The following is a 15,221-nucleotide window of genomic DNA, read 5'->3' as shown; positions in this document are numbered from 1 at the left end:
TACTAGGCGAGCTTCGATTCGTCGTTGGCATAGTGGTACACTCCGCTCCCTCAAGATTTTGCGAGTAAAGCGCCATGGAATATCAATTCACAAAGAACAGTCTGACTGGAGACTATTTAGTTAAATGCAGTATGGGACATGAGATCGTAGGACGTTGGCTTCAAGAAGAGGTGAACGCTCAAATCAGTGTGATTGACGGTATTTTGCAAAGGCTTGAGTGGATGATTGATGGTCAGCATCATGAAGACAAAATCGAAGGGCGAGAGATCAGCGTCTTGATCACCCGTGAAGAAGTGACTATTCAAGAAAACGGTTTTGCTTATCAACCTGAATGCGATGAGCCAGATATGCACCTTTACGAAAGTGAGAGTAGTGCGAGTTGTGGCTTTGAAGATTTTGTTGATTTGGTCAAGGCGTGGAAGGATTTCGTGAAGTCTTACTAACACTCCAAATTTCAGCTTTTCATTACCCTGTCCCCAAAATGGGGAAATGATTGAGCTCTGCTTCAAATTCGGGAAGAGGATGCACTAATGTTGTGCATCCTCTTTTTTGTTTGATCATTGAAAGTATTTTAATTCTTTATAATCAGCCTGTTAGATTTTTGGCATGCTCCTTGATTGTTATCTAGGTGTTAACGGATTACACCAAATCAGAGAGGACGTGATGAAAATAATCAATGCCATTATTAAGCCATTCAAACTTGACGACGTAAGGGAAGCTTTGTCGGACGTGGGTATCGAGGGTATGACCGTCAGCGAAGTAAAGGGCTTCGGTCGTCAAAAAGGGCATACCGAACTGTACCGAGGAGCGGAATACCAAGTGGATTTTCTGCCAAAAGTAAAATTAGAAATCGCCACCCAATCAGACAATGTTGATCGTGTTGTAGAAGCGATTACGAATGCAGCACATACGGGAAAAATTGGTGACGGTAAGATTTTTGTTTATGACCTTCACCAAGCGATTCGAATTCGTACAGGTGAAATGGATTCAGAAGCACTTTAAGGAATTGAGGACTTTATTATGGAATTATCAGTAACTGTAGCCGAACTCAGATATGCACTGGACACCTTTTTCTTTCTCATTTCAGGTGCGTTGGTTATGTGGATGGCCGCTGGCTTTGCCATGTTAGAAGCGGGATTGGTTCGCTCAAAAAATACCACCGAGATTTTGACCAAAAATATCTGCTTGTACGCGATTGCCTGTACAACATTCTTGTTGGTTGGTTATCACGTTATGTACATAGACAATGCTGAAGGTGGTTGGTTGCCATCATTTGGCGCATTGATTGGCACTCAAGGTGAAGGTGCAGATCACTCTCTTGAGTCTGATTTCTTTTTCCAAGTGGTGTTCGTTGCTACCGCCATGTCGGTTGTGTCAGGGGCGGTGGCTGAGCGAATGAAGCTTTGGTCATTCTTGATTTTCTCCGTTGTATTAACTGCGTTTATTTACCCAATGGAAGGTTACTGGACTTGGGGAGGTGGTTTCTTGTCAGAAGCAGGCTTCAGTGATTTTGCAGGCTCTGGCATCGTGCACATGGCGGGTGCAGCTGCAGCTTTAGCTGGCGTAGTATTGCTTGGTGCGCGTAAAGGTAAATATGGTAAAAATGGTGAAATCTACCCAATTCCAGGTTCAAACATGCCTCTTGCTACATTGGGTACATTTATCTTATGGTTCGGCTGGTTTGGATTTAACGGTGGCTCTCAATTGATGGTGTCGGACTTTGAAAATGCGACCGCGGTAGGTCAAATCTTCCTGAACACCAATGCAGCCGCAGCAGCTGGAGCAATCGCAGCACTGCTTGTGTGTAAAACGACTTGGGGCAAAGCAGACTTAACCATGGTGTTAAACGGTGCGTTAGCGGGTCTAGTCGCTATCACAGCGGATCCATTGTCTCCTTCTCCACTGGTTGCTGTTGGAATCGGCGTAGCTGCCGGTGCATTAGTGGTGTTCAGTATTGTTGCGATGGACAAAGTGAAAATAGATGACCCTGTAGGCGCAATTTCAGTGCATGGCGTTTGTGGTCTGTTTGGTTTGATGATGGTACCAGTGAGTAACGCAGATGCCGCTTTTTCAACCCAGCTACTTGGTGCTGCGGTTATCTTTGCTTGGGTATTCGGAGCAAGCTTAGTGGTTTGGTATGTTCTGAAAGTAACAATGGGCATCCGAGTGACGGAAGAAGAAGAGCTTGAAGGTATGGACATGCACGACTGTGGAGTAGGGGCATATCCTGAGTTTGTCTCTGTAAAATAAAAGTGTTTGTATCAGTGAAATAAAATTGAGACGAAACATATCGTTACCAAATTAATGATAAACCTGTCAGAAATGACAGGTTTTTTTGATCTAGATACAGAATGGATGATTGTCAATGAGATTCGTTTGAATATAATAAGGCGACTGATAAACATTATCATTATGCTTTCACAAAGGACGAATACGATGAAAAAATTGCTAACCCTTTCCGCCATTGCGTGTGGTGTGGTTGCTCCTTCTGCAATGGCCGCTGAAGAAGTTAACGTATACTCTTACCGTCAGCCTTTCTTGGTTGAACCTATGTTCAAAGAGTTCACTAAAGAAACCGGTATTAAAGTCAACGTTAAGTTTGCAAAGAAAGGTTTGGCTGAAAAGCTAGCTCAAGAAGGTGAGTACAGCCCAGCAGACGTTATTCTGACTGTAGACATCAGCCGCCTTGCTGAATTGTCTAAAAAAGGTCTTGTACAATCTGTAAACAGCGACGTGATTGAAGCGAACATTCCAGCTCAGTATCAAGATAACAACAATGAGTGGTTTGGTATCACAACACGTACTCGTAATGTTTACTCTTCTCGTGAGCGCGTTGGCAAACTAGGTGAAGACTTCACTTACGAAGATCTTGCTAAGCCACAATTTAAAGGCAAGATTTGTACTCGTAGCGGTAAGCACCCTTACAACGTATCTCTTATCTCTTCTATGATTGCTCATAAAGGTGAAGCGGCAACGAAAACTTGGTTGGAAGGCGTTAAAGCTAACCTAGCACGTAAACCTCAAGGTAACGACCGTGCACAAGTTAAAGCAATCAAAGAAGGTCTATGTGACGTATCTTTGGGTAACAGCTACTACCTTGGCAAGATGGTAAACAACAAAGATCAACTTGCTTGGGCTGAAGCGGTTTACATTAACTTCCCTAACCAAAAAGCAGCGGGTACTCACGTAAACATCAGTGGTATGGCTATGGCTAAGCACTCGCCAAATAAAGCGAATGCTAAGAAGTTGATGGAATTCCTAACAGAAAACAAAGCTCAGGCTATGTACGCGGAAGTAAACTTTGAATACCCAGTTAAAGAAGGTGTTAAGCGTTCTGAGCTAGTTGCATCTTGGGGTGACTTCAAAGCAGATACTATCTCTCTTGAAGAAATCGCAGGCAACCACTCTAAAGCGATCAAACTTCTAGACGAAGTTAAATTCGACCTGTAATTCGAAACTTTTGCTCAATCTGTTAGGTTTTATTAACTTTTCTTGATTGAGTAAATGCTTTTTAAAGCCATCATAAACAGTGCAGATAGTAGTAACTCTAAGATGTTGCTGACTCATTTCATTGTTAATGATGGCTTTGTTAGTTTTTAGGGATTAAAAAGCAAAATGAGAGTCGTTTTGATATACTTTCCTAATTACCGCATTTTTTAAAAGGGATATGAAGTGAAAAGAGCTTTATATTGCTTTGAAGTCGTTAGGCAATGAAAGAAAATCATACTACTTGGAAAATCAGCAGCTGGAGTGTTGCTGGGCTGTTGGCACTACCAATAATTGCCATTTTTTATATGTCCATCGGTCCATCGGAAATCTTTCCGCATCTGATGAGCACCGTTCTGCCAATCTATATAGCAAACACTATAAAACTTGTTGCTTTTGTTATGCTGCTTTCGATTTTACTCGGTGTTCCCAGCGCATGGCTCATGGCCATGTGTAAGCTTCCGACTGAAAAAATTCTGCAATGGGCATTGGTACTTCCATTAGCAATGCCAAGTTACATTGTTGCCTACGTCTATACGGACTGGTTTGATTTTCCAGGACCCATTCAGATGTTACTAAGGGATCTGACGGGGTGGGGACCGGGGGAGTATTGGTTTCCCGATATTCGAACTCTGACTGGCGCTGTTATTATTCTTGCTTTGGTTTTATACCCTTACGTATACCTTTTGGGGCGCGCTGCTTTTATGGAGCAGAATGTTTCGTTGCTTCAATCTGCTCGCTTGCTTAAATGCTCGCCTATTACTAGCTTCTTTCGAATTTCTATGCCGTTGGCAAGACCTTCCATTGCGGTGGGGCTTTCACTTGTTGCGATGGAAACCATCGGCGATTTTGGTACCGTAAACTACTTTGCTGTTCATACGTTAACAACCGCTGTCTATGATACGTGGCTAGATCATTCAGAATTGCCCGCAGCCGCTAAGATATCTTCTATCATGCTAATGGTTGTGATCTTATTGATCAGTGCAGAGCGCTACAGTCGCCGCAGACAAAAGTTGTTTCAAACCCATTTTAATAGCCATGAAGATGTTAGGTACGAACTTCAAGGTTGGAAGAAATGGGCAGCTTTAGTGTGGTGCTGGGGATTGGTCTCAGCCGCATTTATTTTACCGCTTCTTCAATTGTGTTCTTACGCGTATACCTATTTTGCACAAAGTTGGACAGATGAATTTCGCCAATATTCATTGAATAGCCTACAGGTGTCATTGACTGCGGCTGTGTTTGGTGTGGCTGTCGCCCTAATTGTGAACTTCTGCCAGCGAGTCAACCCAGGAAGAAACAGTGTTATGTCGATGCGCTTTTCTTCAATGGGTTATGCAGTGCCCGGAACAGTCCTTGCCATTGGTGTTATGACCTTTGTTAACACGGTAGAGCATGGCATCAACGACTTTGCAAAATGGATGGAATTTACCCCACCGGGGTTATTGCTTTCTGGTTCTATGTTTGCGCTCATTTTTGCCATGGTAGTTCGATTCTCGGCTGTTGCGATAGGTAGCGTTGAAAGCAGTATGAACAAGATATCGCCTTCTTTGGATATGGCGACACGCACGATGGGTTGCAATGCCAACGAAATGCTTAGAAAAATCCATCTGCCATTAGTTAGACGTGGTGCATTGATTGCGGGGTTGCTTGTCTTTATTGAGTGTATGAAAGAGCTCAATGCCTCCTTGCTTTTACGTCCTTTTAATTTTGAAACACTGGCAACGTACGTTTTTAACTACGCGTCAGACGAACAGCTAGAGCTGGCGGCAATGCCGGCTGTTCTTTTGGTGCTTGTGGGACTTATCCCCTTGATTATGGTTAACCGTTCACTGGAGCAAAATCACTGATGAGTTGTGCATTAACAATTGAAAATCTGACGTGTCAGTACCAAACCCAGACAGTGCTGGAATCATTATCTTTGACCGTTGAACATGGTGAAATTGTGTGTTTGCTTGGGGCGAGTGGTTGTGGCAAAACAACACTGCTAAAAGCAATCGCAGGTTTACTTCCATTGGCGAGTGGGACGATGACCCTTAACTGCCAAACCATTGATAATGGTAAAGATTGGGTACCACCAGAAAAGCGTAATATTGGCATGATTTTCCAAGATTACGCCTTATTCCCTCATTTGACTGTGGAACAAAATGTAGGATTTGGACTGCGTACAAGCAATGAAGCCGATAAAACGAGCAAGGTAGCGGAAATGCTTAAACTCGTTAAATTGGACGAATATGGCGATCGTTTTCCTCATCAGTTGTCTGGTGGTCAGCAGCAGCGTGTTGCTATCGCTCGTTCATTGGCGTACAAGCCCGATCTTTTGTTGCTAGACGAACCATTTTCAAATATCGATACGCAAGTGCGTCATGAATTGATCCGAGAAATACGTAAGATCTTTAAAGCTCAAGGCGTAACCGCGATCTTTGTAACGCATAGCCGTGAAGAAGCGTTTGCCTTCTCGGATAAAATGGCGGTGATGAATAATGGCGTAATTGAGCAGTTTGGCAGCGCATCTGAGTTGTATTATCAACCTTCCAGTAAATTCGTAGCGGACTTCCTTGGTGGAGGAAGTTATCTGCCTGCGAAGCGCCTGTCGAGCGATCAATTTGATACCGCATTTGGCGTATTAGGGGCTTTAGCTCAGTCGGAGATTCACATGGATCAAGAGTGTGAGTTACTGCTGCGTCCTCAACACGTTAAGGTGAGTGCTGATAGTGAAAGCAGTATTCATATTCTTGAGCAGCAATTTATGGGTGATCACTGCCGCTACATCATTGAAGCCAATGGCACACGTTTGATTGCCAGTTCCTCTGAAGCGTTAGATATCAACCAAAAAGTGAATGTTCAGATAGAATCTGATGGTGTTTTAGCGTTTTGACGAAAACTCAATTTAGAAACAGAAAGAATAAAGCCCAGCAATCGCTGGGCTTTGTTTTTGGACCTATAGGGGTATATCACCATCAATTGATAGGTGAACACCGAGCTGTGACTAGCAACTCGGTGCGTCCAAAGTATCGTAAAGAATAATTGTGACAATTGTTCTTTAGGATCAGAGTGACAAGAACTCTTTGACCAAAGCAACGGTCGCTTCAGCAGTTTCTTTGTCTTTCATTTCAGAGAAGATACGAAGCAAAGGTTCAGTACCTGAGAATCTTGCAATCACCCAGCCACCATTTTTAAAGTAAACTTTTGCGCCATCTTCATAGCTGACTTTTTCAACATCAAAGCCAAATTCAGGGAGCTGCTTTTCAACATAGATCTTGTTGTAAAGTGCTTCTTTCTGGCTTGGTTTAAAGGTGCAATCACCTTCAGCAGTATAGGCATAGCCATATTGGCTGTAGATCTCATCCAGTAGTTCAGAGAGTTTCTTACCCGTTACACTGATCATTTCAACCAAAAGGCTGGATGCAAACACACCGTCTTTGCCTTTGATGTGACCACGAATGGTCAAACCGCCTGAGCTTTCACCACCAATCAAGGAATCATCTGCTTCCATTTGCGAGCTGATATGCTTAAAGCCAACCGGTACTTCAAAAGACTTCTCGCCGTTATCTTCTGCAATTTTATCTAGGAGATGAGTCGTTGCGATGTTACGTACAACCGACCCTTTCCAACCTTTGTACTTCAGTAAATAGTAGTACAGCAGAATTAGAACTTCATTGGGGTGAATGAAGTCACCTTTTTCATCAATAATGCCCAAGCGGTCAGCATCGCCATCAGTACCGATACCAATGTCATACCCTTCAGCGGCAACCAAATGCTTTAGTCGGTAAAGTGTCGCTGCACTAGGAGAAGGCATCAGCCCGCCAAAATCTGGATTCTTTCCATCATTGATCACATCGACATCACAACGACCATTGATCAGCACCGTTTGCAGTGCGTTCTTTGCAACACCGAACATAGGATCGATCAGCACACGCAAGTTGGCTTTTTTGATCGCTTCGATATCAATAAAGTTAATGATCGAGTCAACGAACTCGTTCATTGGGTTGATTTCGATGATGGTCTTGTCGGCTACAGCTTGCTCAAAGTCGGTACTTTTAACTTGATCAAGTGTAAGTGTTGAGATTTGATCTTCAATCTTCTGCGTGATGATCTCGTCTGCGTCACGGCCGCCTTCAATGAAGACTTTTATGCCATTGTAATCGGCAGGGTTGTGCGATGCAGTAATACAAGCTGAGTAGGCACAGCCCATCTCTTTTGCTTTAAACATCACGATTGGTGTAGGAACAAACTTGTTGATAAAGCTGACGGTGATACCGTTAGCGGCAAGTACTTCTGCAAACCAGCTGCCTGCTTTATCAGAAAGGAAGCGTCTGTCGTAACCGACAATGAAACCTTTGTCCTCTACTTTTTCGTTTAACATGATATTGGCTACGGCTTGAGCCACCAGACGAACGTTGTCTTTGGTGAACTCTTCGCCGATAAAGGCGCGCCAGCCACCTGTACCGAACTTAATCATATTAAAATCCTATTTCTCTCCGTGGTTCACAATGAACCAAAAAATAAATGGGTGGGAGAAAGCTCTCCCACCAAAAAATTGTCCAAGAACCGTTAGGTTATCTAAGACCAACTAAGAGCTAGCCAAGAACAACGACAACGTCGTTGATGCTGCCTTCAGCTTGTACTGGAACTACGCCGCTTACCGCTTCGCCATTCACAGTGATAGATTTCACGCCCTTGCTGACGGAATCTGGGTTTTGCACTTTAATGTTGTACGTTGCTCCACGCCATTGACGCGTCACTTCAAATCCAGGCCATTCGGTTGGGATACAAGGATCAATACTTAAGCCTTCAAATCCAGCACTCACACCAAGAATAAAGTTGGTCACAGCGAAATATGCCCAGCCAGAGGTACCCGTCAACCAAGGGTGGTTTGCACGGCCATGATCTTGGTGGTCGCGACCCATGATGAACTGAACGTAGGAGTAAGGTTCAGCAACACGCTTTTCGATGTTCTCGTTTTGGTTGTATGGGTTCAATGCATCGAAGAACTTCATTGCACGGTCGCCACGGCCCAATTTCGCTTCTGCAACCCATGCCCAAGGGTTCGGGTGAGAGAAGATTGCGCCGTTTTCTTTTACGCCTTGATAAACACGAGTAACAAAACCGATATCATCGTTTGGTGTAGCAAAAGAAGGCGCGTTTAGGTGCAGACCGTATTCAGAGAATAGGTTCTCATCAACCGCGTCCATTGCTTTTTCGCCGCGCTCTTGAGATACCGCTCCAGACAGTACCGCCAGAGTATTGGACTCTAGGTGTACACGCCCTTCTTTTTGCTGCGCAGTACCAATTTTTTCGCCATTCTTTGTAAGACCACGAATGTACCAGCCACCTTCGTCGTCCCAAAGGTGCGTTTCACAAGCTTCACGAACGTTTGCTGCCATTTCAGTGTACTTAGCAACATCTTCATCGTTGCCGCGGTATTTCGCGAGGTCGATAAATTCTTGCAGTGCCCAGAAATGAAGGAATGACACCATAGAAGACTCACCGCCACCTAGGTTCAGACAGTCGTTCCAGTCTGCACGTAGACCTTTACAAATACCTGTTTGTCCAACGTATTTAGCCGAGAAGTCTAGGGCTGCTTTCATGTGATCATAAACGGACGCATCGCCACCGTCTGCGTAAGGAATACTTTCGTCGAAGAAGCTTTCTTCACCCGTTTCCATAACGTACTTACAGATAGTAGGAACCAACCATAAGTGATCATCTGAACATGTATCTTCAATGCCGTGGATCTTGTCTTCGTCTGAAGGCGTTGGAACCACTGTTGGCGATTTCGAAGGCTCAACGTCAGCTTTTTCAGGATCAAACCAATCAGGATCAAATAGGTGCAAGCCGTAGCCCGCTTTAACTTGACCACGTAGAAGATCGACGAGACGCTTACGTGTCATTTCAGCATTGGAGTGAGGCACCGAAATGGCATCTTGCGCGGTATCGCGGTAACCCAAACCAGTACGACCACCTACTTCAATGAAAGAGGCAAAGCGAGACCAAACCACACATGTTTCTGCTTGGTATAGCGTCCATGTGTTGATCATGGTATCCAAGCCTTCGTTTGGTGACTTCACTTGGAACTTGGCACAACGCTCGTCCCAGTGGGCTTTAATGCCATCAAATGCTGCATCCACTTCATTGAGATCTTGGTATTTTTCACGCAGGCGCTCGCCATTGCCTTTACCAATACCTAAGATGTAAGCAAAACGCACTTCTTCACCCGGTTGGATAGTGAATTGCTTGTGCAATGATCCACAGTGGTTGTAACAAGTTTGTGCAGTGTTAGAACACTTGCCGTTTTCAACTGCGATCGGGTTTGCTTCGTCGCGGTAAGCACCTAGGAAGCTGTCGCGCTGGCCATCGTATGAGTCTGGGCTGAACGTAGAAGCTAGGTAGTAGAAACCTTCAAAGTCATTTGTGTTGTAGTAAAGGTCATACTCAATCACACCCTCTTTGTATTCCGTACCTGCAGAGTACAAAGACATTTGGTGGTTTTGGTTGTCCGATTGGATATGGCTGAACGAGAATTCAACAAATGAAAACGCACTGATGGTACGAGGCTTATCTGATGTGTTTTTAAGAACAACATCCCAGATTTCTGCATCTTCGCCTTTTGGTACAAACAACGTTTTGGTCGCAGTAATACCCGCATATTCACATTTGAATTTTGAGTAAGAAAGACCATGACGAACTTCGTAGTTCGCTTCATCTAGGCTTTTTGCCACTGGTTGCCATGAAATTGACCAGTAATCACCTGTTTCATCGTCACGCAGGTAAACGTAATGTCCTGGGCGATCAAGAGTCGCATTTGGACGAAACTTAGTGACACGGTTGTATTCTGGAGAGTTATAGAATGAGTAACCGCCTGCGTTATGAGAAATCACAGTACAGAACTTTTCCGTGCCTAAGTAGTTTGTCCATGGCGCTGGTGCATCTGGACGCGTAATGACATATTCACGATTATCGTTATCGAAATAGCCGTATTTCATGGTTCTTTCCTTTTAAACAAACTGCGAAGGGTTGCAGTAAAAAACGAGTAATTTCTTCGTCTAAGCCGTTGCTTGACGCAATGTTAATCTTGCCAAGGCGAGCGGTAATTCACGCCCAAGCGTTGCCAGTGAGGCAGATGTCCTTTCAATCTGGACAAATAGTCCAGCCAATCTCGTTGTTTGGTTTGGCTCCAACTGACTTCCGCTAATGCAGAAATTCGAGGGAATACCATATATTCAAGACGAGATGGGTCTGATATTTTTTCACACCATAAGGCGCACTGAATGCCCCAGATTCTTTGGCGAACTGGGTCATCATTTGAAACTTCACTCAATGGTTCATAGTGGTAGGCCAGTTCAAGAGGGATTGGGTTGGCCCAGTCTACGCCCGGTTCTTCTGGCGCGTAGTCTTGTGTCATGTCGAGGTACGTGGTTTGTGCGGGTTGAAGCACTACGTCAAACCCATCTTTGGCACATTCCAATGCGGCTTCTTCGTTTAACCAAGAATAAATCACCGTCTCTTTAGAGACTTTATTGCCGTGTTTCGCTTCTTCCCAGCCCAACATGCGTTTACCGAGAGACTTAAGCTTTTTCTCCGCGTGGCGCAATAGATGCCCTTGCAGTTCTTTGGCATCGTCATAACCGAATTCTTCCATCATTGCTTGGCAACGAGGGCTTTTGGTCCAAACGTTCTTGGGAACCTCATCCGCACCAATGTGAACGTAAGGGGAAGGGAACAAATCTGAAACTTCGGTGAGCACGGTATCCAAAAACTGGTAAGTGCCATCAATGGCTGGAGAGAGCACATTGTCGGAGTAGTTTTGGATACTTAAATATTCGGATTGATCTTCTTTATCGACCAACAAGTCGGGCAAAGCTTTAATCGCTGCGCGGCAGTGACCAGGAATATCAATTTCAGGTATTACTGTAATGGCGCGTTGCGCAGCGTATTCGATGACTTCCTTTATATCTTCTTGCGTATAGAAACCATCGTAAGGTGTGGCTAAATGGCTGTATTGGGAATCGTTTTCCATTCCCGGTCCACGTTTCGCGCCAATGTTGGTTAACTCTGGAAATGCTTTGATTTCAATGCGCCAGCCTTCGTCATCGGTTAGGTGCCAATGGAAGTAGTTAAACTTGTAGTAAGCAAGATGGTTAATCATCTTCTTAACTTCTTCAACACTGTGAAAATGCCTTGCGCAATCGAGCATCATGCCACGGTAGCTGTATCTCGGGTTGTCTTTAATGGCTACACACGGAACGTGAGTATTGACCTGCTTAGCCGAGATAAGCTGCATCAAGGTTGCACATGCATGCATAAAACCAGAACGAGAGCCGGATTCTAATGTCATTGACTGCTCTTGAACGGTAAGGTTGTAATGACCTTTGTCGAGCGTAGGATTGCTCCTAAAGATGACATTTCCATTTTCGTTGCGTGTCAGGTTGATACTAGTTGTATGGGCTAATTCTTCTATCAGCCATTCCGTTGCTTCTTCCGCTAACGATGTCGAAATTGAAACGCCGGTCAACTGAGTGAGCGCAAATGTTCCACCCTGCTGCGTAATGCTGCTTGGTTTGGGAATTAATGCGATATCTGCTGCTTCTACTTGTGGAATGCTTTCGCGTTTCTTGTATGGGGACAAGAGAGCAATGGGCGTAATATCTACTGATAGATTTTTCGATTCTTCGCCTTGTTTGATTTCAAGGTAGGCATCATCAATACCGTCAGCAAGATAGCGAAATGGGAATGTATTCGTCGAAAACTCGATAAAATAATGATGGTTAGCAGCAAGAGCTTCACTATTCTGAGGCGTGAGAATGCAATGGCTACCGACTTGCTCTACATTGCCTTGCGTTAAGGTATCCGTAAGGATGTATCGATCCAATGAAAAATGCAGTGCCCAAGAAGAGATATCCTGATCACTCAAATTATGCAGAGTAAGACCAAAGCGAGCGACGCCATTTTGCTCTGAAAGTACGGCAAGATCGACACGATAATTCATAGATATTGTTACCTTAGAGTAAATAGATTGTGCTCTGGTTTGCCCGCCATCATGATGCCGCCTTCAATGGCATCGTGTTTAGGTGTCACAATCCAGTTTTGTACAGGAGGAGATAGCCATTGGACAATACGTTCGCCAATGCTGCCCATTAGAGCGATGCGTTCTGCCCCTCTTTTGTTCAATGCCACTAAGAACATTTCAACATCGGAAGCAGTTTGCTTAAGCATTTTTACACCCAGTTCATCACCTTGGTAGGCGTGCTCGAAAATAGCGGGAGAGAACTGTCCATAGTCACGAGGTTTTGCTGTTTTAGACCAAGTCACGATATTGTCTATATTATTGTCGAAATGGCTCATGACATGTTGAGATAGCGGTGTTTTTGCTACGATCCCATCTTCAGCTAATAGCACCTGTTGAATGAGGTGTAACCCCATAACTGCACCGCCACCTTGATCTGAGATAGGAAACTCTCGTCCACCGACAACATGCTGTTCGCCGTCTTTCAGCAAAATACCGCAAGACCCAGTTCCGGCGATCATAATGGCGCCATTTTCACCATTGTGAGCGCCCAAACATGCACCATAGGCGTCTGTATTCAGCACGATGCTGGCAAAAGGGTGTGGCAGAGCCATAAAATCTTGCCAGAAGGATTCTTGCTCAGCCCCAGCCAATGCCATGCCAAGATGCATGTTATTTAACTCGGCATCAGATAAACCACCTTGCATAGCGGCTTCTGTTACTGCCGTAATAACGGAATCCATTGCGAACTGGACGCCTAACATGATATTGGCACTTCCACTTTTGGCTTCGCCTAGTGTTTCGCCTTGTTCATTTCTTATGCGAGCTCGACACGAGGTGCCGCCGCCGTCGATACCGACAAAATACTGAGTCATTCGTTTGAATCCTGAGGTTGACCTAAGTCTTGTGTTTGAACAGAAAACTGCGCCATGATGGCAAGTAAATACCAAGCGCCATGTGGGATCCATTGTTCACCCCAGCGCCAGTTTTGAAGCATGTCGTCTTTCTGATCTTCTGGGTTGAAAGCGATGTCTTCCTCGTCGTCAAAACCACCCGTTATCCCGTTGCAAATACCACCTTTAGCGTTGTAAAAACCATATTGTGGTAAGTAATCTGGGTTGTTTTTGCCGTATCCATCTAGCATGCACATGTCGTAGGGATTGAGACCAACGATCCAGTCGAGACAGCGCTGAGCATAAGCTTGAGCTTTAGTTTGCAACGATTCTGTGAGATATGGCTTCGCAAGGTAAATCATGCTTGAAAGGGAACCCAAGCGAGCATTTTCGCCTTGCCACCAATACCCAGATTCGTTTTCGTGTGCGACGAAGAACGCATCTCGTTTTACGCCATTAACCGATTTAACGTATTGGCGAGGATACCCAAATGGGTTATCTACGTGATGAGTGATATTAAGTTCGAACTCAACCGCTTGATTGATGACTTCTTGGATTTTTTCTTTTTGCGATTCGCGTCTTTCAACGGACAAATATTCACAAAGGGCAATAACGGGTAACCCCGCTTCTGCTGCGTGATAATAAGGGCGGCTGCCATCGTCTGTAGCAGCCCAGTAATGTTCAAAACGTGCGTCGGTCAGCTGGCGCAGCGATAGGCGATTCGCCCACATTTGCGCCTCCGACAGGTAGCATTGTTCGCCAGTGGAGCGGTACAGCTCAACACAGGCCATCAACGCGCAATACTCATCAATAATGTTCTCTTCACCATCATTGAGGTAGCGAGTATTGCACTCCTTTAAGTGCCAATAGCCTTTTTCCGCCGCTTCTAGGTAATACTCTTGCGAAAATTCGCCACATACATCAAGTCGAGAAGCAGAAGCTAGAGCTGCGATTGCCATTCCACCACCTTGACGAAAACCTGCTTGGTAGTCGTCTTTTTTGTGGCCGTCCTGCGTTTCGTAGGCACAAATCTCCCGTTGCTTTATGTCTTTGCTCCATTTGTCAAAGACCGTCATGTAAAAGAAACCCTCCGGGTGTTGCATACGGGCTAAGAAGTCGGCACCAAACAGTGCTTCTTCTGTTAGCCTCACCCGAGAATATGCTGCAAAGTCAGAGCGTTCCTCCACTAACTCTAAGCCTTTCAACATATTCCATACGACCATTGGAGTTTGTTGAGGGTTTAAAAAATTGGCATAAGACAGGTGGCTCATATATTTACTGACGTCACCTGATGCATCGTACCAACCACCGCGAACGTCGACAGTTTTGTCTGAGTTCAGCAGAGGGATGGTGCGATCTTGTTTCTCGTAAATCCCACCACAACGTTGGGATTTAAAATAATGAAGGACATCAGAGAAGGTGGTGTTCATCAACACACCCTCACGAATATCGAAGGGAGAAGATTGCAACTCATTAACTCGCAGCAAGAAACGACCGGATTCCGAAAATTCTGAAAAGTCGATCTCGCAAAACAGCCCTTGATGCCAGTGAGCAACTTGAGTGGCTTCACTAATCTGGAACGAAGCAACAATTTCTTCAGAACCAGTATCCTTAGAAGCGATGCCTTCCGAACCAATGCTTCCAGAAACGGTGTCTTTAGAGTCTGCTCTTACCAGTAGAGCCAGGCTGCCTTTTGCGAGCGCTTCGTCAACACAAAGCACCGCGTGCTTAGCGCCTGAAGCCTCATAGCCTATCTGGTTAGTTAAGAGTTGCATTGGGTTCTCCCGTAAATTAAATCAGTGAGGCACAAATCGGTGCCTCAATATCTTTTATAGCTT

Annotated in this window: 11 protein-coding genes; 6 read left to right on the top strand and 5 right to left on the bottom strand. The window is 44.8% G+C overall.

What is annotated here, in order from left to right:
* The first annotated feature begins 74 nt into the window (after positions 1–74).
* The 6 genes from Q8W40_RS11755 (at position 75) to Q8W40_RS11730 (ending at position 6,361) form a co-directional block, all read left to right on the top strand.
* Positions 75–443 carry a YacL family protein gene (locus Q8W40_RS11755; RefSeq protein ID WP_305397315.1) on the top strand — a complete coding sequence of 123 codons (369 nt, stop codon included), beginning with the start codon at positions 75–77 and terminating at the stop codon, positions 441–443.
* Positions 444–663: 220 nt separating this feature from the next.
* On the top strand, positions 664–1,002 hold the full coding sequence (gene glnK, locus Q8W40_RS11750) for a P-II family nitrogen regulator (protein WP_126607046.1): 339 nt from the start codon (positions 664–666) through the stop codon (positions 1,000–1,002).
* Positions 1,003–1,020: 18 nt separating this feature from the next.
* Entirely contained in the window at positions 1,021–2,250 is a 1,230-nt protein-coding gene (locus Q8W40_RS11745) for an ammonium transporter (protein WP_305397314.1), read from the top strand.
* 186 nt (positions 2,251–2,436) lie between these two features.
* Positions 2,437–3,450 (top strand): Fe(3+) ABC transporter substrate-binding protein, encoded by a 1,014-nt coding sequence (locus Q8W40_RS11740; protein WP_101113276.1) that lies wholly within the window; start codon positions 2,437–2,439, stop codon positions 3,448–3,450.
* A 260-nt stretch (positions 3,451–3,710) separates the two neighbouring features.
* Positions 3,711–5,333, top strand: a complete 1,623-nt coding sequence (locus Q8W40_RS11735) for an ABC transporter permease (RefSeq protein WP_305397313.1) — start codon at positions 3,711–3,713, stop codon at positions 5,331–5,333.
* On the top strand, positions 5,333–6,361 hold the full coding sequence (locus Q8W40_RS11730; RefSeq protein ID WP_305397312.1) for an ABC transporter ATP-binding protein: 1,029 nt from the start codon (positions 5,333–5,335) through the stop codon (positions 6,359–6,361). Before Q8W40_RS11735 ends, Q8W40_RS11730 begins: the two co-directional genes overlap by 1 nt.
* Before the next feature lie 171 nt (positions 6,362–6,532).
* Here the strand turns inward: Q8W40_RS11730 and Q8W40_RS11725 are convergent, their stop codons facing one another.
* The 5 genes from Q8W40_RS11725 to Q8W40_RS11705 form a co-directional block, all read right to left on the bottom strand.
* Complete coding sequence (locus tag Q8W40_RS11725; protein WP_305397311.1) at positions 6,533–7,945, bottom strand: phosphoglucomutase/phosphomannomutase family protein; 1,413 nt, start codon at positions 7,943–7,945, stop codon at positions 6,533–6,535.
* 118 nt (positions 7,946–8,063) lie between these two features.
* On the bottom strand, positions 8,064–10,469 hold the full coding sequence (locus tag Q8W40_RS11720; protein ID WP_101113272.1) for a GH36-type glycosyl hydrolase domain-containing protein: 2,406 nt from the start codon (positions 10,467–10,469) through the stop codon (positions 8,064–8,066).
* A gap of 83 nt (positions 10,470–10,552) precedes the next feature.
* On the bottom strand, positions 10,553–12,472 hold the full coding sequence (locus Q8W40_RS11715; protein ID WP_305397310.1) for a beta-N-acetylhexosaminidase: 1,920 nt from the start codon (positions 12,470–12,472) through the stop codon (positions 10,553–10,555).
* An 8-nt stretch (positions 12,473–12,480) separates the two neighbouring features.
* Positions 12,481–13,365, bottom strand: a complete 885-nt coding sequence (locus Q8W40_RS11710; protein WP_305397309.1) for an N-acetylglucosamine kinase — start codon at positions 13,363–13,365, stop codon at positions 12,481–12,483.
* Positions 13,362–15,158: a glycoside hydrolase family 9 protein gene (locus Q8W40_RS11705; protein WP_305397308.1), complete on the bottom strand. Its 1,797-nt coding sequence runs from the start codon at positions 15,156–15,158 to the stop codon at positions 13,362–13,364. The genes Q8W40_RS11710 and Q8W40_RS11705 overlap by 4 nt, the downstream gene beginning before the upstream one ends.
* Positions 15,159–15,221 lie beyond the last annotated feature (63 nt).

The sequence above is a fragment of the Vibrio penaeicida genome (assembly GCF_030689305.1).
Classification (GTDB): Bacteria; Pseudomonadota; Gammaproteobacteria; order Enterobacterales; family Vibrionaceae; genus Vibrio; species Vibrio penaeicida_B.
Note: the sequence above shows the minus strand (reverse complement) of the source record. Positions and strands in the feature narration are given on the sequence as shown.